Below are 19,708 nucleotides of genomic sequence, written 5' to 3' on the forward strand. Positions count from 1 at the left end.
TCAGCCTGATCCTTTGTCGCCCGGCCTTCGTTCACCGATCTTCAGGGCGGCGATCCAGGCTTGTCCGAGACTCAAGCCACCATCATTGGCCGGCACCTGCCGAGGCAGCAGCGGAGTGAGGCCTGCCACAATGCAGCCGCGCTGGATTTCATTCGCGATCACCGCATTCAAAAAGCAGCCGCCGCTTAGGCTGACGGTGGCAATGCCGGTCGCGCGCGCGACACGCACAATCCAATCCACGCAAGCAGCGGAGAACGTGCCATGAAACAGCTCGGCTCCGGCGGTGGCGTCGACCTCGTCTGCTAACAAACGCTCGAAGAGAGGACGAAAGGACAGCGCGCCGGCATCGATCGCCCAGCCCTGCTCGAGCACCGCGGTCCGGCGAACACGCGCCTCGAGCTTCATCGCGGCCTCGCCCTCGTAGCTCTGCGATGTCGCCACACCAAGCAGTCCTGCCGCCGCGTCGAACAGACGGCCCGCGCTGGTTGTCACCGGCCCGTCAGGCTGCTCGAGCAATGCGAGCAGACGCTCGGCTTGCGGCTGACTGCCAAAGCGCTGCTTGATTTCTGTCTTCCGTTCCAACGCGTACAGCACCGCAGCAGCCATGCGCCATGGTTCGCGGGCCGCGCGATCTCCCCCGGGCATTTTCAAGGGCGAAAGGTGTCCGATGCGGCGAAACACGGCGCCCTCGCACCACAACAGTTCACCACCCCAGCTACCGCCGTCAGCACCATAGCCATAACCGTCGAGAACAAGCGCCAGGATGGGCCCTTCAACGCCGTGCTCTGCCATCACCGCGGCAGCATGCGCATGGTGGTGTTGGACGGCAATCCGAGGACGGCCGCTTGCTTCGGCAAAGCGGGTCGACGCCATGTTCGGATGCAGATCATGGGCTATGACGACCGGCTCGACATCGAGGGTCGATGTCAAATGCCGGATCGTTTCCTCGAGGAACTGGATCCCTTCGGGCGTACCGAGATCGCCGATGTGCTGCGAGACGAAGGCCTCGTTGCCCCGCGTGATGGTGACGGTCGATTTCAGGGCGCCGCCCACCGCGAGCACGGAAGGCACGGACCTTGCCAGCCGGATCGGATCGGGCACGTACCCGCGGGCGCGGCGGGTGAATTGCGCACTTCCGGCCACCACCGAGATCACGGAATCATCAGCACGCGTCACGAAATCGCGGTCATGGGTCACGATCAGGTCGGCGATGCCCGCGAGCCGCCGCACCGCCTCCGCGTTGTCGATCAAGATCGGTTCGCCGCTGGGATTGGCACTCGTGGCGACGGTGATCGGACCTTCACCATCAAGCCATGGTCTCGTGGGCAGAAGCGCATGGAAGACGAGGTGATGGAGCGGCGCCACCGGCAGCATGATCCCGATGCGCGACAGGCCTGGCGCAATCGAACGCGCCAGCTTGTCGCGCGACTTCAGGAGAACGATCGGCCGAGCTGCGGATTCGAGCAACGCAAGCTCCGCGGCGTTCGCCTCCGCAATCTCGCTGATCTGTTCCACGGAACCGATCATGACAGCGAACGGCTTCTGGTCGCGATGCTTCCTCCTGCGCAGCCGTTGCACGGCGTCATGGTTACGGGCATCGCAGAGCAGCTGGTAGCCACCGAGCCCTTTGATGGCGACGATTTGGCCGCCGGCTATCGCTGCCGCGATGTCGTTAATTTCGTGACTCAACCGAGGCCCGCATGTCGGGCACGCAACCGCTTCCGCATGAAACCTGCGGCTGGCCGGATCGGCATATTCGGCCGCGCAGGCCTCACACATCGCAAACGCATTCATCGAGGTGTTGCGGCGATCGTAGGGAAGCCGCTCGACGATGGTGTAGCGCGGGCCGCACTGGGTGCAATTGATGAAGGGATAGCGGTAATAGCGGCTATTCGGGTCGAACAACTCATCGAGACATTGACGGCATGTCGCGGCATCGGCGACGATGCGTGTCGACACCTTGCCCTGTTCGCTGGCACGGATCGAAAAGTCTTTCGCCGCAAGGGCGCCAATTTCCTGAATGGAGATCTGGTCGATCCGCGCCAATGGAGGTCTTTGGAGTGGCAAAGCCGTGAGAAAATCGGACGTGCGGTCTCCCTCCACCTCAATGATCAGGCCATCGGCATCATTGGCAACGAAGCCGGTCAACCTATAGCGGGTGGCGAGACCATACACATATGGACGAAAGCCGACGCCCTGCACGGCGCCCCTGATACGCACGCGCAGCCTCTTTCGCTCGCGGGTGATGGCCTCGCCGCTCCCGCTCATCGTTTCCGCCTAAGCACGGCGTTTCTGATGCGCGGCCTGTTTCCGAATCCAGGCGTAGAACGCGGCAAAGCCTTCGCCGTTACGAGCCGAAACCGTCAGCACCTCGATCTTCGGATTCACGCGTCTCGCATATTCGATGGTTTGGGCCGGGTCGAAGTCGAGCACCGGCGCCAGGTCGATCTTGTTGATCAGCATCAGCGCGGATGCCGCAAACATGTCAGGATATTTGAGCGGCTTGTCTTCACCTTCGGTGGTCGAGAGCACCACGATCTTGCAGGCCTCGCCGAGATCGAATGCTGCGGGGCAAACCAGATTTCCGACATTCTCGATGAAGAGAATGCCGTCCTTTAGCGGTGGCAAGCGGCGATAGGCCTCACCGACCATCGCGGCATCGAGATGGCAGCCCTTGCCAGTGTTGATTTGGACCGCGGGAACACCGGTCGCGCGAACGCGCTCAGCATCATTCGAGGTCTGCTGGTCCCCCTCGATGACCCCGACCGGGCGGCTCTTCTTGAGCTCTGAGATGGCGCGAACGAGAAGCGAGGTCTTGCCCGCGCCGGGACTGGAGACGAGATTGAACACAAGCAGGTCGTCGGCCAGGAAGCGCGCGCGGTTGTCGGCTGCCATGGTGTTGTTCCTGCCGAGGATGTCACGCTCGATCTGAATGATGCGGTCGCTGCTCATGCCCGCGATCTTCAATCTGGCGGGATCGGTGCCGCAGTTCACAAGCCCGTCTCCTTCATGCGCATGATCATGATGGTAATGATTGCCGTGGTGATGATGTGCGCCATGCCTCCCACGCTCATGACCATGGTGGTGATCGTGATGATCATCCGCATGATCATGGTGACCGCCGTGGGCTTGACCACCCTGCGCGTGGGCGCGTCCAGTGGAGGGCGTCCCTTCGCTGCATCCACATGCGGTACACATCAGTCGACCTCCAATTGCTTTACTCGCATCTCTTCGCCCGCGGTCACATGGAGCTGATAGCTTCCGCAGCAGGGACACGGCTCAGCGCGCTGCCCAATCTCAACGCTCCTTGAACAGGCCATGCACCAAGCGAGACCAGGCAATTTCTCGATTTCGAGGACCGCGCCATCGGCGATAGTCTGCGCCGCAGCGGCCTCGAAGCAAAACTTCATCGCTTCGGGAGCGGCATGGCTCAATGCGCCGATCTCCAGACACACGGTCCGCACCTTGGAGAACGACCGCCGGCGGGCCTCCTCCTCGACGATCTCGATGATGCCCTGACAAAGTGCCATTTCATGCATCGGCACCCTCGCGAAAATTGAGCCTGAATCCAACACACGGGTCGTACGATGCGACCATGGCTCGCACCGCATCTCGTCCCTGTCTGCTCGCCGTCAGCACCGCGCCCTGCAGGCTGCGGACCAGCGGTCCGCGCGCGTGAAAATTCCACTCAGTCGGCGCAAGGAACTCGAAACGAGAAATGTGCCCCTCACGGTCAAGCTCAACCGCGTGATAGAGGCGTCCCCTGGCACATTCGACCGCGGCGGCACCTAGGGACGGCCGCAGCGTGTAGCTTTCGAGGATCCCATCCTCGGCTGTGTCGGCACTTGCACTGGCCTGGAGCCATTCGCACAGCCGGGCGACTTCAGCAATTCTCGCCTTCAGCCGTTCGGCCGGTCTCGACCGGCTTGGCGGGAGCTGATCGCGCATGGCCCAGCGCGCCCACACACCTGTCTCGGGAATACGGCCATCTAGGTCCGGGGCTTGGGACAATCCCGCATTATCCGCGAGCAACCGTTCAATCACCTTGTGGTCGTCAGCAACGGACAGGAACGAATGCTCGACCGGGTTTGGCTGCAGTACGTCTTCGTCGAAAGCCGCCATGCGAAGCGCGAGTGGGCTGCCCGGCCTCGGCACACCATCTTCGTTCGCTATGCCAAGGGCAGCCAGCTCAGGCCTCATCCGCGCCATTGCCTCACCCAGAGCCTGGCCGCAGCCGCTCTCCGCGATGCCGACGAGCACCGATGCGGCCCGCATCCCGGCGCGGATGGCCGCGGCGCTGGCGGTATCGAGCGCGAGGTGCCAAACAAATAGCCCCCGCAGCAATTCCGTAAGCCGCTCGGCAACGACCAGGGTAACACGATGCCGCCTCGTCGCAAGGCTGACATGCTCGCCGCGCGCCGCCTCAACGGAGGACAGGAATGCGACCTGGTGCGCAGCCGCGCACAGCGAGAAGAGCCGTGGCAATACGTCGAGCAGCGAAGCGGCCGGCTTACCCGCAAACAGCCGCGCCAGTGGCGGCCGCGCCCGCGGCTGGATCTCGACGGCGGCAATTGCGCCGCCCGCAAGCGATACCGTGACATCGATCTCGTTGCGGAAGGCGAGGCTCATCGGCGCCGCGCCGTCAGTAAACCCTGCAAGAAATGTCGGCGGTCGATCGATCTGATATGTGGTGCATCGCGGCCATGTGATGCCGCGGTGTCGGCCGCCGACATCAGCGCCGCGAGCGCTGCTTCGGCCGTGGCGCATGCGGTTGCCATGTCCTCGAACCCAAACATCGGCGACAACAGCGAGCAGCTTGCAATTGGCCCCACGAGCGCAACCTCACTGACGGTGAATTGAATGTCGCCGGCCGGAAATCGCACGAGCAGGTGCGTGTCCCTTGCCCGAAACGATTGGGAAGCGCCGTCGGGCACCGGTATGACCACGTTCATGAACCAAGGCGTGACCATGATGCCGATGACCCTGCCCTCGTGCAGACGAAAGCCGACGGCTTCGACGCTCAGGGTCTCGTTGAAGATCGGCAGGTTGCGCACGGCGTGATTGCCGATATCCCGATAGGCTGCGGCGAGCATCTCGCCCCACGCCGCCGGATCAGCATGCATGCTCCTGCGGGAATGCTGGCGGTGGTCAAGCGTCATCTTCAATCGCCATGAACTTCGATTTGGGCGCGTCGCAATTTGGACAACACCAATCTTCGGGCAATGCTGCGAAAGACGTTCCCGCGGCAATCTGCGCCGCCTCATCACCCTCAGCCGGGTCGTAGACGATCCAGCAGATGCCGCACTCCATGCGCACGGCATCTGCGAGATCCTGCCGCGTGCCAAAATTCTCAAAGCTCGTCATGTGATGTAAGCCTCAATGATTTCCTGCAGGCGTTCGGCGGAATCCTCGAAATCCTCGCCCGCAGCCAGCGCCATCGTCGGCACGCCGCCGACCTCCATTGTGTCCAGGATGATGGTATCCCTGCTATTGAAGAACTGCACCGACCAGACGTTCCGAATGCCAGTCGCCAGCACCCGGCAAGTGCCGTAGCCACGCGAGATGAGCTGGATCGGCCCGTTACCGAGGCTCTGCTGCAGAAACGCCATGTCGACCGGGCTCATCGGCAGCAGCGTGAAGTTGATGATCTGCGAGCGCAGGCCGGGCCGCCAGGCCAGCGCACGTTCGCGGATTTCCGCGAGCACCGGCAGCGCGTTCATGACGCCGTCCGGCGCCGCGCCAATCGTGAAATCGCTCGACGTCAGGTAGGTTGCGGCGCCCGTCACAATCTCCGGGACCGCGCCGACCTCGATATAATCGTCAGCGGCGCAGGCCTCGAGGCGGATTCGCCAGATTCCGGCGAGCACCGATTCCTGGATTTGCGCCACCGCGCCATCCGGCAAGGCAACGACGCCGGCGACCTCGCCCTCGCCCAGCACGTCTTCGATCAGCGTTCGCTCGAGATCATTGAGGTTGCTGAGCCGGAACAGCCGCGTGGGCGCGTCGCTCTTCTGGCTGGCGATGGCGCTGGCTATGTTCGACAAGAGCTCGATCGCGTTCGCACAGTTCTTCGCCATCTCTGCACTATCGAGCGAGGCCAGTTTGGCGAGCGCGACATCGGCCGTCAGGGTGCCATGCGGCGGGTCGAGACTTTTTGCACCGATTGGAAGCACGCTGACCGGCTGCTCGGCGCCTTCGGGCGCGACCCAGACACCTGCTTTCATGATTGGACGTTCCGCTGTATGTGTACTCGGGGATGATGCTCTTGACGATTAACGCGCGGCTATCACGTGGGCGATCCATCAGCTTGATGATGCGCTCGACGTAAACCTCCAATCCTGGATCTTGGCAATTGGGCCGAGCACCTCACAGCTGCTGCAAACGATCAGTGTCAGCTTCATGCGCGCGCCGAACCTTTGACCAAGCTCGCTCTCGGCTTCACCTGCGAGCACTGCTCGGGCCAAGCGGCCCTGAAAGGTATCGATCAACTCGCGCAACACAACGGTTAGGTCGATCGCCTTGGCCCAGCGCCCGGGATCGTCCGCCGACAGCAGGGCCGCAGTCACCCGTGCATCGACGCTCGCGCCATCCACCTCGGGCAGGCCGCGCCGCGCCAGATCATGCTTTGCTTGCTGGAATTCCATTAGCCTTCTAATAAGTCTATGGTTGTGCTGGATTGCCGCACCCATGAGCGCAGATGCTCAGGCAATTGCGGATCGCGGTTGACCAGGTCCGCAAAGAAGGGGGCCCATTCCTGGCCAATAAGGGCGGCCCCAAGACCTTGGAGGGCAGCTGCGATTAGGCGCGCCTCGTCATCATCCAACAGGCGCATCGCGGTATCGATATAGACCAGCACGTTGGCACCGACCGGCGGCTCCGAGAGCAGCAGCACGGAGACGCGCCGCCGCTCATTGCCATATTCGCAGAGCGCGGAGACCCCGTCGGTTTCAACAATTGTCATCGGCAGACCAAGGCACATGGCAATCCCGCGACGGCTAGGCCGGTCTCGCCCTCATTTCGTAGCTCGGATGATCGATATCATTGGCGAGCAGGCGTTCCGACCGCGACAGCGGTGTGGTGCGCAATTGCGGCGGCGATCCCCACTCCGCGAGAAGCTCGCACGCCAGTTCGATTGCAGGTGCGATCTGAGTACGGACAGGATCAGTCACTGGTCCACCCCAATCCTCCAGGTCTAGCGGCTGACAGCCGATTAGCGCGAGCTGGCCAGGGCAGCGGCCGAGGAGGTCTGCCGCACTCAAGACCTCTTGGAACCCCGTCTGATGCAGACTCATCTTCTTTACGCCGGTGAATTTCGGCACCTCCTCGTCGCGGACGAGCTTCAGTTCGCCGGGATCAAGGCCATAGTCGATGGCATCGAACACGATCAGGCAGTCGGCCTGCTCGAGATAGTTCACGAGATAGAGCCCCTGCGTGCCGCCATCAATGATGGTGACGTTGTCAGGGACGGCGTAGCGGCGATGGAATTCCTCTACCACTCGCACGCCAAACCCCTCATCGGCCCACAGTATATTGCCGATGCCAAGCACCAGGACACGCTTTCTGTCGTCTGCCGGCCGCATCGGCACTCTCCCATTAATCGCGGAATTCACGCTCGCCCGAAATCATCGAGGAGACGATGCTCTGGCGCGACATGATGTCCTCGCGGATCGCCGCATAGATGTGGACGAGCGCAAACGTCGCGATCACCCACAGGCCGAGGTGATGCCAGGTGTGAACGTCCTGGCTGTTCGGCCAGATCGAAAACACCCAACCGAATAGCTTGTATTGCCAGCTGTCGTTGCCGGCTCCTTGTGCATACAATGCAAAGCCGGTGACGATCATGAACGAGATGGTCGGGGTGAACATGAAAAACATCGCGAGCCTGGCCAGCGGATTGTGCCCGGCATGGTTCTTCGGCTTGACCTCGAGAAAGGCGTACCAGCGGATCTGGTTCAATACCTCAGCCCAAAAGCTCTTGCGCCAGAGCGGCACGTAGAAAATTTGCCTAGCATGTGTGTTGCCCATGAAGGCCCAGTAGATGCGTAGCAGGAAGCCGACGGTCAGCACGTAGCCTGCGGAGAAATGCGCAAATCGCATATAACCGAACAGGAAATTGTCGCTGGCCTCTCCCGTCATCGTGGGCGGCACGCTGGCGACGAAATAGCCGGTCAGGCCCAACACCAGGATCACCGCGGCATTAATCCAATGCCACAGCCGCACCGGCGCCTCGTAGACATAGACGACGTCACGCTTAACGGTGCGGTCGGCGCGTGCCGCGTCGGCTGCAACTGCGGGGGTGAGCAAATGCCGAGATTTGTCCTGCATTACTGCCCCCCTAGCGGACCTTGACCGTTGCCATTTCGTGGCCGTCCGGAGCCATCACATGGGTCGAACAGGCCAGGCACGGATCGAAAGAATGGATCGTCCGTAGGATCTCCAGCGGCCTCTGCGGATCGGCCATAGGCGTATCCAGCAGCGAGGCTTCAAATGCGCCGATATTGCCCTTGGGATCGCGCGGCGAGCCGTTCCACGTCGTGGGCACGACGCACTGGTAATTGTCGATCTTGGTGTGCTTGATCTTGATCCAGTGCCCGAGCGCACCACGCGGCGCCTCGGTGAAGCCGTAACCCTTGGCCGCCTTCGGCCAGCTCTCCGGCCTCCACTTGGAGACGTTAGCGGTTGCGGTGTCTCCCGCCTTGATATGGGCAACTAGCTTGTCCTGGAAATAACGCATCTGATGCGCCGCCCACTGGCATTCGAGTGCGCGCGCCGCAGTGCGGCCGAGCGTCGAGAATAGCGCAGTGACGGGAAGATCGAGCGTCTTGAGCAGCTTCTCGGTCGGCTCCTTGAACTCTGCTTTATTTTGCGCGTAGCCGACGATGTATCTTGCTAGCGGCCCGACCTCGACGGCATTGCCGCGCCAGCGCGGTGCCTTGATCCAGGAATATTTAGCAGCTTCGTCCAGCTCCTTGATATCAGTTTTGGTTCCCTTAGCATTGGGCCCGAGCTGGAAATTGGGCTCGGTGACGCCATCCCAAGGATGCAGCCCCCTGGACTCGTCGGGGTATTTGTACCAGGAGTGGGCGACGAACTCCTGGATCTGCTCGGGATCGCCGTGGTCGATCGGCAAGACCTCCTTGAGATTGCCATTGAGAATGACGCCGCGCGGCATCTTGAGGCTTTTCGTAGAATAGTCGTTGGCGTTTTCAGGGATATCGCCATAGGACATCACGCTCTTTCCCGACAACCCGCCGCCGTAGAGCCAGTCCTTGTAAAACGAGCCGATCGCGGTAACGTCGGGCACGTAAACCTGATCGACGAATTCGATAGAGCGGTCTATGATCGAGGAGACTAGGTTGAGCCGCTCCATGTTGATCGCGCCAACTGCACCTGTGCCATCGATATTGATGGCACAGGGTACGCCACCGACCAGCCAGTTCGGGTGCGGGTTCTTGCCGCCATAGATGGTGTGGATCTTGACGATCTCCTTCTGGAAATCGAGCGCTTCCAGATAATGGGCAACCGCCATCAAGTTCGCCTCCGGCGGCAGCTTGTATGCCGCATGGCCCCAATAACCGTTCTTGAACGGGCCGAGCTGTCCTGAAGCAACGAACTTGGTCAGCCTGACCTGCAGGTCCTTGAAATAGCCCGGTGATGACACCGGCCAGGACGAGACCGACTGCGCCAACGCCGAGGTTGCCTTGGGGTCGGCTTTCAACGCCGAGACTACGTCGACCCAATCCAGCGCATGCAGGTGATAGAAATGGACAAGATGATCGTGCACCTGCAGGCAGAGATGCATGATGTTGCGGATCGAGTTGGCATTCTCGGGAATGGTGATGTCTAGCGCGTTCTCCACGGCGCGCACCGAGGTCAGCGCATGGGTGCCGGTGCAGACCCCGCAGATCCGCTCGGTGAACGCCCAGGCGTCGCGGGGATCGCGCCCGCGCAGGATGGTTTCGATGCCGCGCCACATCGTTCCTGTCGAAACGGCGTTGCGGATCACGTTCTCGGAATCGACATTGACCTCCACGCGCAAACGACCTTCGATCCGGGTCAGCGGATCGACGACAACGCGCTTGCCGGAATTGTCAAGCTCGAACCCGTTGGGTGTCAGGATGCCCATCGTTGCCTTCCCGGAATTCGATTATCTTTCTTGAGCTGCGCCATCGCGTTTACACGTCAGCTGCTTCGCGGCCGTGACCGCCGCATGCGCGGCAACGGCTGCGCCGACCACGCCAGCGGCGGCCATGCCGATCTGATCGGCGTTCTTCTCGATGCCGAATTGCTTGATGGTGGTGAGTCGGTCGTAAAACGAGCCCTTGTCCCAGAAGCCCTCTTCGGAGCAGCCGATGCAGCCGTGGCCGGATTGGATCGGGAAGGAAACGCCGCCGTTCCACCGAACGGTCGAGCAGGCGTTGTAGGTGGCAGGCCCCTTGCAGCCCATCTTGTACAGGCAATAGCCCTTGCGCGCGGACTCGTCGTCCCATTCCTCGACAAACTGGCCGGCGTCGAAATGAGGCCGCCGATAGCACTTGTCGTGGATGCGCTGGGAATAGAACATCTTTGGACGCCCGTGGCGATCGAGCTCGGGAAGCTTTCCGAACGTGATGATGAAGGTCACCACGCCGGTCATGACCTCTGCGATCGGCGGGCAGCCGGGTACTTTGATGATCGGCTTGTTCGTGATCACCTTGTCGATCGGCAGCGCCTGAGTCGGGTTTGGCTTGGCCGCCTGCACGCAGCCCCAAGACGCACAAGTGCCCCAAGCGACGATCGTCATGGAATCTTCCGCCATCGCCCTGAGCTTTTCGACGAAGGGCTTGCCGCCATCGATGCAGAACATACCGTCATCGTTCAGCGGCGGATTGCCCTCGACGGCTAGCACATACTGGCCTTTGTACTTGGCCCGGGTCTCCTCGAGAATGGCTTCGGCTTGGTGTCCCGCCGCCGCCATTATCGTTTCATCGTAATCGAGCGAGATCATCGACAGCACCGCGTCTTTGACAAGTGGATGGGCCGAGCGGATAAAGCTCTCCGAGCAGCAGGTGCATTCGAGCCCGTGCATCCAGATCACCGGCACACGCGGCTTGTTCTCCAGCGCATTGGCAATGCGGCTGGCAGCGAGCGAGCCGAGCCCGAGGCTCGTTGCCGTCAAACTGCAGAATTTGTGGAAACTGCGACGTGTGATGCCTTGTCGTCTGATCACGCTGTAAAACGTTTCCGTTGCCGCACCCATGAAGCCTTCCACGTGATCCGTTATCGGTTGTACCGAATTTCTGACATTCGGATAGCAAGAAGCAGGCCAACACCACACGTTGGAACACTTGAGAGATACCAAGCCGTTGCGGAATTGAAGTGCTCAATTTGGCGGATGCAAGGGCAATGAGAGGCAAAGAGGCGGAAAACACTTCAAACTCGGGGCGAGACGCAATCTTCCCATCTGTGCGCGGTGCGCGACAGGATCGAGCGAACGCACGATGTGCTGAATGGCGGGCGCGCGCTCCAGCATCGCCAGCGCCCGCTCGAGAGGACCAACGACATCAAAGAAATCACGAGAGAACCCATTCTTACGGACGTCGGATGCGATGCACTAGAAGAAAGAGACGAATGTCTTCGAGGCACGCATAAGCATCAAAATCGCGCGGCCCCGCGCGCGGGAACAGCTTGTTTGCCGGCGCCAAAAAGTTGATCATCGCAAGCTAGAAATCTCTTCTACATGGAGTCTCTGAGGGCCGCGACGCCGCACAATTTCGTGCTGATAGCCCTCGCCGCCTGATTGCCAAAGGAAAGGCGCCGAACGTGGCGATCAACGCCTGCATGTGCAAGCTGATCGTCATCCTCAACACCATGGTTGCACACCGGCAGGAGTGGAATCCGAATCGGTCCCCCGTGAGTTGACCGAAAGCACCAGGACCGCGCTCGGCTTGCGGTCGATCTCCGCGCCTCCCATTCTGTTGCCGCCGCGCCTCTTCCCTCGCGTGCCATGCAGGATACGGATCAGCGCGATGCAGCGGAACACTCGTGGCTTTTGGGGTCCCCAATGTCGCGTTCGCAAACAGCTTGGCGGGTTCCGGACATCAGGGGCGTTTGCTTTCCGACAGAAGCACGTGCGCCGTACGGCAAGGCGAAATTCGAGTGCCAGCCATTCGCTAAATGGTGGCGACTAGATTTTGGTCGTAGATGCGAGCATTATAAAGTTCGGTCTGCGCGTAGTTCAGCAAGTCCGCCCTCGATCGTTTTGATCGATTCGGCGCGATGGGAGGTCAGCCGGTACTGAAGCGGATGCGCGGTTTATTGCAGATCACGCGTGGTGGGAAACTTGCAGATAGTCCCCGACACCCATTTGCTCTTCTTGCGGCACCGAACCTGGTTAGATCAAAAAGGGGGACGGACTTCACGCTCTCAGCAGCTCCCCTTCAGAACCGAGCGGTGGGGACACCGTCTAACCATTCCGTCTTCTATGCACCGTGCGATCATTCCAAGTCATTCGTGCTGTGATGGCGGGCGCCGGGCCACATTTCTTGCTGGCAGTTCAAATCGGACAGTCATCCTTCAGTTCGTGAGTCAAACGGGCGTCCCCGGCGCTTGAGATGAACGTCGCAGAATGACGAGCTGCAACGCAAGCAGGTCATTGGCCGAGTGCTGTTCATAATCATCTGACGTATGAGCTGAGACCTTAACTGAGTGGCGGCAGCCTCAAACCCTAGCGGCTTGTGTACCTCCCAGTCGGGCGCATCCTTCGGCGATGGCACAAAATCGCGCGACTGGCCCTGGAGCACCTCGTTTCCGGATGGCGGCGCGCGGCTGAGGTACGCCGAGAAGCCGATAAGCTCGCCTGCAGTGCCTGGCGCAAACGCCTGCTCGCCTTGGGATTGAAGGAGAATGATCTTACTCTGGGTCTCAATGAAGATCAGTCGCTGTTCGCCTTGCGGGGTTATGGACCATATTCAAGGGTGATCGCTGCACCGAGTCTTAGCCGATCCCAGGCGGGCCGCATGTGGCGTATCGTTTTCTGAGGACCGAGGCGAATGCGGTCGTGAAGCCCCTTCATCCAAGGCGATGCCGCTGATCCTGACCACGCACAAGGAGCGCGATGTCTGCATGCGCGCGCCATGGCATGAATTCCGGACCGAGCGGTGCCTGCCTTTGGCTTGATGCGGTCCATCATCGGAAGCGTCCGGCCAATCAGCCTATCCCGAGCAAGATCACGCGCCAAATCGATCTAGGGCAGTTAAAAAAAAGCCCGGCCCCCTTTCGGAGACCGGGCGAAGGTCAGTCTAGGAGGAACGACGTTGCAACACATCGCACCCGCTTCCGTCGGCAGAGGGAGGGCTACCGGCGGTTCATTTACGGCGAGGGCATTCGCCGTTACCTTAGCCACGAGAAGGCCGATACCCGTTCCGAACGAAATATGGTGTCGGTTCCTTCTGAATAGGATTCAAGGAATTCGGCCAATACTGGCGCCTGGTCGGTATTTCACCTTAGGACCTTTGCTGCTTCTAGGGTGAAGCGCCCCAGAAAGAGCATGGCCATCAACGCTTCACGGGCCGATCGACCGTTATCTACGATGGAGATTACATCGAGTGCGTGAGCCGAAGATCGATGGCATCATGATATGGTGAATTCTATTCTCCAGCCGATGCTTTGTTATCCACTATTCCGTACCATTGGCAAAATCGATTGTTTTGATGGAGCACATCGACACTATGGATAAATGAAGACATGCGCTTCAGCGGCCTGATCTAAGTTTCCTCATCGCGCTCGGCGTTCTGATCACCGAGCGCAACCTTACGGCGCCAGCACGCAGCCATTGCAGGCGTAAGCCGCCAATCAAGCCGTTATCTATACTGCACAGAGCAAAGGATCGCCGGATGAGGACAGCGCCCATGTTTTCGATCATTGCCCCCTCACCGCCGATCCCGCCGCACACGGCATCGCCCTCGGCCGCGCGTGGCGCCCTTACATTGCGATAATTTTTCTTGTCCACCGAAATGGATGCGCCGGTGATCGCAGACGGTTGGGTCGAATGGAACCCCGGCAAGACCGGCACACTGAAGACGGCCTACTATGCCGAATACAAATCTACCGGCATCGGGCCAATCCCGGAGGACGCGAGTCTTACTCCCATCAGCTGACCAACAGCGAAATTACGCAATGGTCGCTCAAGGCGTTTTTTGCTAGTGACACGAATTGGCTGCCGAACCAACCATCAAGAAGGAAATAAAAATAGGGGGTGGACGGCGTACACCCCGGCGCAGGGCTACGTGCTCGCACGGCCGCGTTCGGCTCGGCAGTTACGTTTGCGGCCGAGCTGGACAAGGCCGGCTAACAAAGGAGCAAGTTCTACTTGCTCTTGGGGGCAGCCTCCAGATAAGATTGCTGAAGTCCCCGCAGGTGGCGAGAAGCTGCCGCGATACGACGCGCTTCCGTGTGGTTGGAAGTCGGTTCACTTCTGAAGGGATTGTTGTCGACACCAGGGTGTGCAGTAACGATTCCGCCGCCCGCAAGCCGACACCAGCGGATCTACCGACACAGCCTGCCCGTTTTTTATCGACCTGGCTGCCAGCAAGTCCTGCAAACAACCCTTCCCGCCTCGGCAACCACCATCACATGCCCACCTGCGGCTTAGGCGAGAGCATTTCTGCGCGGGACGAATTGCCGCGTTCTGCCGGCACAACGAAGCGAACGCACGATCTCGGCGCACCTTTTCCATGCACTCCCGTCATGTCATCCTTCGGTGGGGCGACTCTGCGCTTGCCGACAGCTGTTGGCGGCTCTTAGGACCCGGTCTCGAGTACAAACTCTTTCTTAGCATGCCATAAAAGGACGCGTAGCCACTCGTTGGAAATCAGTGGCCGCCCTAGATGCAGGCGCAGGCGTGTGATTTTCGTTGCGTGTGCTAATTGCGCATGGTGAAACTCCGATATCCGACTCTCGAACGGCCAATAATTCCGCCGAGAGTTGCTGGCGTCGTAGTTCGTGTTATGTTGGCGCCCAACCATGGAGACCAAAAGTGGTCAGAGCGAAAAAGAAGAATTCAACACGCAAGCCATACACTCCAGCTGACGTTAGTTGCTAAAGCAGCATTCGAAGGCAAGAACGCCGGTGCCGACAATCGCGAGACAGATGAAAAGAACCGAAAGCTCGTTGAGGCAGAAGGCTATAAAACTGGGCATCGGCCTCGGCCATCAGCGATAATTCGAGCTTTTAGGCAGCCGGCGGCTTCTTTCAATGAATTAGCCGCCGAAAAGCTCCACCATGCCGCGCCGGTTGAAATCGATGACGGTTCATGGTTTTCATTTCTTGCTAGCGCCAAGATTACTTAGAAAGCAATATTTAGCGTTACTGCTGATCTGAGTCAGCCGGCAGCGCTTGAACAGGCCTCAAGAATTCATCGATCCCCCGGTCGTAAAGCATCCTGCCCACCGATCAAAGCTGTGTCCTTGGCTTTACTGAGGCAGAGTAAAGGATGGTCTATGCAAGGGGCCGCATGCCCGAAAAAAAGGACGAGCGGGGGAACCATTTCACAAAACTTTGAGGCTTGGCGGTGTAGGTGAAGTGGGGCGCTGTTGACCGAGAGTAGCCCAGGCGATGCCGAAAGAGCGGAAATTGTCACCGCTGGAGAAGCAGGCTGCGGACGCCCTTCGTCGCGCAAGACGGCTGCCCGTTGGTCCGAGCCGAAACGATCTGCGCCAGCTCGCAATGGGACTTCTCTGGCTGCATAGGAACGGTATGCAAGCTCTGGAGCAGGTGCGCGCAAAACCGGGCGCGAACCAAGGTGAGATAAGGCGCGAGTGATCAGACTTTGCTGACGCCATCTCAGTCGAATTGGGTGGCCCACGCCGCGCTCGATCTTGGTCAGTTGGCGGCACTTTCCAATTTGCGAAACGAGCTCGCCCATCTTTTTTGGAACCTTCGCTTTGATCGCTAAATGTTTTGGTCGCCGAGGCCTTGCCGACGCTTGGCTCGGCGAGCCTTCACTGGGGCCGAGATTGTAGTTGGGCGCTCCATTGATCTCCTGCGCCGACCGCGACGCCGGACGGTCGAAGCGGTTGAGGATCGCGAAGGCGGCGGCAACGCTTGCGATTACACCAAGCGAAGCGTGGAAGGCGACGGGCGCATCCAACGCCCTGCCCGCGGCAATCGGACAAAGGCATCACCGCGAAGAACAACGTTAACCCTGCTTCACCATAGGTCATTTGGTGGTTTGAGATGGTTACATGGCGGATTCTCTCTGAGGAGGCATCTGCCCCCGTGGCCCGGATTCCGCTCTAGTTCGATCGGGGCTCGAGGGCAGAGCATGTGCTGGGGCGAGCGATTTCAGAAGGAGCGTCGCCCGCGCGCACTCGACGTGGACTGTTGTGCTACCGCCCCGTGGGAGTCCGCCCAGGCCAGGGCGGCGGTGAAGATCACGAAAACCTACACCACGCGCTAGCGAGACAAATATCGGATCGACGGGTATAGCGCCCCTCCTGTTGTAGCTGCTAGGTGCTGTTGCGGGAGCACCATTGCAAAGCGTGCATCACGTCGCTGCGCGAAATGATCCCGGCAAGACGTTGCCCACTCTCGATCACCGGCATGCTTGTGATCCGATGATTGACTATAAGCTCAAGCACCCTCGTCAACTTCGTCTCCGTCCCGACATAAATGAACTCCGGCGTCATGACGTCCATGACTGCCAATTTCATCAGATCGTCATAGCGCCGCATAATGCGAGCGCGGGTGAAGCCAAAGCACGCCAAGGCATCGAACTTTGAAACCATGCCGATCACCTGCGACTGATCTTCAACAGGATAGGCGTTGAAATCATCCCTTTCGAAGAGACCACAGAGCTCACGCAACGTGAGGTCGCGCGTGACGACCTTCGGCGCGCGGGTCATGTGGCCTCCAACAGTTTGTTGGAGGAATCTGTCCAAGTATCATTCCCCTCGCCGGCTGAACACCAATTCACTCCCCTCCCCTGAGGCCTGTCGCCTTAAGTGAAATTCCGACGTTGTTGAACAGGACCTGCAGCGGCGCGCCGTTGAGCAGCTCCTTGACCTCAGCTATGGCGAGCGGAAGCGCGCGATCGTGGCTCAACTCGACGTGCAAATGTTCATGGCTGCCGGAATGCCACGGGCAACGCCGCGCTTGAGAAGGCTGACCCACGCAGCTGACCATGCGCGAGCTCGCTTTCGAGAACGGTTTTCCGGTGGCGTATTCAAACACGCGTGACACGCCCATCAAGTCCAACGTCTTCCGCTCTCCGTACGCATCGCGGAATCGATCGGTCTGAAATGGGCAAACGGCAAGCTCTGCCATCGAGGACGGGCCGGAGCCCGCATCATAACTTAGTAGGTCAAGACTCAAACGCACCCCATGATCTCTTTGCGAACGTGGCTTATCGTTCTGCAGAATTTGGGCCAGCGTAAGCGAAGCGGGTTGCCTTTTGACTTTTTCCCGAGCAACGTCGCGTTCGCAACAGGTTGGTGGATTGGAAACAAGCCGCGCGTTCGCTTTCGGACAGAAAGCGCGTGCCGCGCGTTCCAGCTAATTCCAGCGGCAATATGGGAAGGGTCTGGCAATTGGCCCAGCTCTTGCTCCGTCAGCTGTGGCGCACGGTCGAATGCATCGCCAGGAAGTCCAGCGAACTTTCGCTTCCAATCGACGACTTGACGTGCCGCAGTGCGCCACATTCCAGTTGAGCTGGCGCGCGATGTGCTTCTGCTTCCATCTCGCTAACCCCGAACCCGACTGCAACAGGATTCAGACAGATTGCCGAAAACATCAAACGAGAGCGGCTATCGCGTATCTAGCGAGGCCTCACCGCTCCGCTCACCAATCGGATCCCCGTCGCAGGGAGCGGAAAGTTGAAATCCCGTCCAATTGGTATCCCGACGAGCGAGCCAGACGATTTTGGTGGGGACCGGACATGTTGAGCATCGTTAAGCGCCATGTCTGGTCGTCGCAATCGGACAATGGCTCTCAGCAGGTTAAGCGAGCAGGGTCGCGCGAGACGCAGCACCACGGCAACCTCGCAGGTTGCGCGATACAACCAGCTACCCTATACGAAAGGGCTCGATGTAGCGGAGCACGGGCGTCGGCTCACCAGAGAGGCCGGCGGCCGTGCTGGCGCATGTAGCACGACCGACGTCCGAGAAAGCTATTGCTCGTATAGGCGAAATCCGACACCTTGCACTACTTGAGCATCATCGATTGGGTAAATTAGAATGCCAAAAGGAACGGTAAAGCTGTTCAAGCAAGACCAAGGCTTTGGTTTCATAAAGCCGGATACAGGCGGTGAAGACATTTTCTTCCACGTCAGCAGTTTGCTGCCAGGCGCAACGCCAAGGCAAGGCGACATCGTCAGCTATGAAGTCGGTGTAGACCGGAAGACAGGACGTAGTAGAGCGCAGAACGTCGTGATCAGTTAGCGCAAACGACTCCCGGTGGGCTCATCACGCCTTGCATAAGAACGCTTGCGGGACGGTCCACTGTTGAAGGCACCGTTCAGCCTTCGAGCCAATCACGCGCCGGCAAGCATGGTGTGTTGCTTCGCGACGGCGAGCGCATTTGACTGAGCGCTACTAACAAGATTACCCGCCAAGTATGGCGGGCATCTGGCGCTCTGGCTCTGGCGCTGCCACTGCTTGGTGTCGAACCTCAATCGGTCGAATAGAACGCTTCCCGGATGGGATTGGAGATCGCGCCCGAGCCAATGATCGCCGTCTGGGTCATGATTATGCCGACAACACGGTTTGCCGGATCGATCCAAAACTGCGTGCCGTAGATACCACCCCACCCATAGCTACCGGCAGGAAGACGACTCCTGGCTGCAGCCGGATCGGTGATGATCCCAAAGCCTAGCGTAAAGCCCCAACCCGGCCCACGAATTGTCGGCGAGGCGGAACAGGTCGTTGTCGCTGAACAGCTCGGTGCTCCCGACCTCGCGAACGCCAACTCTACGGCTGTAGACCGGGCGGCCGTTCTGGAGGATCAGCACCACAATACCCGGAGTGCTGCGCCCTTCGATCAATCCGCGAAGGGTTTCATCAAGCTTCACGTTGCGCGCCTCGGGTGCAGAGGCTTGCGTCACCGGGGCGGGATAGGGCGCGAACCCTATCACTCCTGCCCCAAACAGTCCAATCACAAGACGACGTGAGATCATGATGTTCTCCCGTAGACCCCGTTCTGACCGCCCATTCTCCCGCTATGCCAGATCCGTACCAATACGAGGTTAGACGGCGCCATAGCACTTCTGATTCGAGCGCAAAAGGCAACGGACGCGATGGACGAACTCGATGTAGCCAACCTGGAGTTTCATGCTTTTGACAGCAGTGAAGGAGCCGAACCTGCTGATCACGTGACGCAAATCAACGGCCAGCCCCGGCCACTCTTCCACGGTTTCGCTACCTAGGAGCCCGTCCAGATAGCTTTCTGGTTGGCGCATTTCGACACGAAATCCCGCTCATGGGGGCCTTGCGAGGTTAGCGAGCTTCACGAGGTTGTGGGCGGTGCAGATTATCGCCCATTCGGCACGCACGTTTGCCAGGCCCCGCAACAGGAACTGGCGGAAGCCGCGCGCCTGCTTGATCTGTCCGAACACCGCCTCCACGATCTGCTTTCTTAGCCGGTAGGGGGTGTCGAAGCCGCCATCGGCAATCTTTTTTCTCATCGCCTGTGTCAGCGGTCCGCCGACCTTGCCGTTGTCGGCGGTGGGGCGCTT

General features: G+C 59.9%; 20 protein-coding genes and 1 pseudogene. 4 read left to right on the forward strand and 17 right to left on the reverse strand.

All coding sequences use genetic code 11. From position 1 onward, the window contains the following. From hypF to K288_RS0133350, 13 genes are all read right to left on the reverse strand, one after another. Complete coding sequence (hypF, locus tag K288_RS0133290) at window positions 1-2,268, reverse strand: carbamoyltransferase HypF (protein WP_027583442.1); 2,268 nt, start codon at window positions 2,266-2,268, stop codon at window positions 1-3. Window positions 2,269-2,277: 9 nt separating this feature from the next. Then, window positions 2,278-3,198 (reverse strand): hydrogenase nickel incorporation protein HypB, encoded by a 921-nt coding sequence (hypB, locus tag K288_RS0133295; RefSeq protein ID WP_027583443.1) that lies wholly within the window; start codon window positions 3,196-3,198, stop codon window positions 2,278-2,280. Beyond that, entirely contained in the window at window positions 3,198-3,539 is a 342-nt protein-coding gene (hypA, locus tag K288_RS0133300) for a hydrogenase maturation nickel metallochaperone HypA (protein ID WP_027583444.1), read from the reverse strand. The genes hypB and hypA overlap by 1 nt, the downstream gene beginning before the upstream one ends. After that, complete coding sequence (locus K288_RS0133305) at window positions 3,532-4,629, reverse strand: nickel-dependent hydrogenase large subunit (RefSeq protein WP_027583445.1); 1,098 nt, start codon at window positions 4,627-4,629, stop codon at window positions 3,532-3,534. The genes hypA and K288_RS0133305 overlap by 8 nt, the downstream gene beginning before the upstream one ends. Next, window positions 4,626-5,093: a [NiFe]-hydrogenase assembly chaperone HybE gene (hybE, locus tag K288_RS0133310; protein ID WP_244443348.1), complete on the reverse strand. Its 468-nt coding sequence runs from the start codon at window positions 5,091-5,093 to the stop codon at window positions 4,626-4,628. Before hybE ends, K288_RS0133305 begins: the two co-directional genes overlap by 4 nt. Window positions 5,094-5,148: 55 nt before the next feature. After that, window positions 5,149-5,364, reverse strand: a complete 216-nt coding sequence (locus K288_RS0133315; RefSeq protein ID WP_027583447.1) for a rubredoxin — start codon at window positions 5,362-5,364, stop codon at window positions 5,149-5,151. Next, entirely contained in the window at window positions 5,361-6,224 is an 864-nt protein-coding gene (locus K288_RS0133320) for a hydrogenase expression/formation protein (protein WP_027583448.1), read from the reverse strand. Before K288_RS0133320 ends, K288_RS0133315 begins: the two co-directional genes overlap by 4 nt. Before the next feature lie 78 nt (window positions 6,225-6,302). Then, window positions 6,303-6,689, reverse strand: coding sequence for a hydrogenase accessory protein (locus K288_RS47275; protein ID WP_244443349.1), 387 nt, complete (start codon window positions 6,687-6,689; stop codon window positions 6,303-6,305). Then, entirely contained in the window at window positions 6,644-6,979 is a 336-nt protein-coding gene (locus K288_RS47280; protein WP_051334873.1) for a HypC/HybG/HupF family hydrogenase formation chaperone, read from the reverse strand. Before K288_RS47280 ends, K288_RS47275 begins: the two co-directional genes overlap by 46 nt. Window positions 6,980-6,995: 16 nt before the next feature. After that, the gene (locus K288_RS0133335; protein WP_027583449.1) at window positions 6,996-7,580 is read right to left on the reverse strand and encodes a HyaD/HybD family hydrogenase maturation endopeptidase; all 585 of its coding nucleotides are present in this window, start codon (window positions 7,578-7,580) and stop codon (window positions 6,996-6,998) included. 13 nt (window positions 7,581-7,593) lie between these two features. Then, the gene (gene cybH / locus K288_RS0133340) at window positions 7,594-8,325 is read right to left on the reverse strand and encodes a Ni/Fe-hydrogenase, b-type cytochrome subunit (protein ID WP_027583450.1); all 732 of its coding nucleotides are present in this window, start codon (window positions 8,323-8,325) and stop codon (window positions 7,594-7,596) included. A gap of 10 nt (window positions 8,326-8,335) precedes the next feature. Continuing rightward, window positions 8,336-10,126 (reverse strand): nickel-dependent hydrogenase large subunit, encoded by a 1,791-nt coding sequence (locus K288_RS0133345; RefSeq protein ID WP_027583451.1) that lies wholly within the window; start codon window positions 10,124-10,126, stop codon window positions 8,336-8,338. Between the two features lie 21 nt (window positions 10,127-10,147). Then, window positions 10,148-11,239, reverse strand: coding sequence for a hydrogenase small subunit (locus tag K288_RS0133350; RefSeq protein ID WP_027583452.1), 1,092 nt, complete (start codon window positions 11,237-11,239; stop codon window positions 10,148-10,150). Between the two features lie 2,767 nt (window positions 11,240-14,006). Between K288_RS0133350 and K288_RS55020 the strand changes: the two genes are divergently transcribed. Next, window positions 14,007-14,138: a hypothetical protein gene (locus K288_RS55020; RefSeq protein ID WP_244443350.1), complete on the forward strand. Its 132-nt coding sequence runs from the start codon at window positions 14,007-14,009 to the stop codon at window positions 14,136-14,138. 878 nt (window positions 14,139-15,016) lie between these two features. Continuing rightward, window positions 15,017-15,201, forward strand: a pseudogene (locus K288_RS55025) (hypothetical protein). A 1,286-nt stretch (window positions 15,202-16,487) separates the two neighbouring features. Here the strand turns inward: K288_RS55025 and K288_RS0133370 are convergent. Together K288_RS0133370 and K288_RS47290 are read right to left on the reverse strand one after the other, a co-directional pair. After that, window positions 16,488-16,919, reverse strand: coding sequence for a CBS domain-containing protein (locus K288_RS0133370; RefSeq protein ID WP_027583453.1), 432 nt, complete (start codon window positions 16,917-16,919; stop codon window positions 16,488-16,490). 31 nt (window positions 16,920-16,950) lie between these two features. Beyond that, complete coding sequence (locus tag K288_RS47290) at window positions 16,951-17,304, reverse strand: hypothetical protein (protein WP_051334874.1); 354 nt, start codon at window positions 17,302-17,304, stop codon at window positions 16,951-16,953. A gap of 908 nt (window positions 17,305-18,212) precedes the next feature. Here K288_RS47290 and K288_RS0133380 point away from each other — a divergent pair. Further along, window positions 18,213-18,416: a cold shock domain-containing protein gene (locus K288_RS0133380; protein WP_027583454.1), complete on the forward strand. Its 204-nt coding sequence runs from the start codon at window positions 18,213-18,215 to the stop codon at window positions 18,414-18,416. A 374-nt stretch (window positions 18,417-18,790) separates the two neighbouring features. Here K288_RS0133380 and K288_RS55030 read toward each other — a convergent pair whose 3' ends face one another. Then, on the reverse strand, window positions 18,791-19,150 hold the full coding sequence (locus K288_RS55030) for a serine hydrolase (protein ID WP_152535791.1): 360 nt from the start codon (window positions 19,148-19,150) through the stop codon (window positions 18,791-18,793). A 120-nt stretch (window positions 19,151-19,270) separates the two neighbouring features. Between K288_RS55030 and K288_RS55555 the strand changes: the two genes are divergently transcribed. Further along, window positions 19,271-19,399 carry a hypothetical protein gene (locus tag K288_RS55555; RefSeq protein WP_256378863.1) on the forward strand — a complete coding sequence of 43 codons (129 nt, stop codon included), beginning with the start codon at window positions 19,271-19,273 and terminating at the stop codon, window positions 19,397-19,399. A gap of 51 nt (window positions 19,400-19,450) precedes the next feature. Here the strand turns inward: K288_RS55555 and K288_RS0133400 are convergent. Continuing rightward, the coding region (locus K288_RS0133400) for a transposase (protein WP_027583457.1) at window positions 19,451-19,708 on the reverse strand (258 nt) is incomplete at its 5' end.

Origin of the sequence: Bradyrhizobium sp. Ai1a-2 (genome assembly GCF_000426245.1) — a bacterium.
In the GTDB taxonomy this organism is placed as follows: Bacteria; Pseudomonadota; Alphaproteobacteria; order Rhizobiales; family Xanthobacteraceae; genus Bradyrhizobium.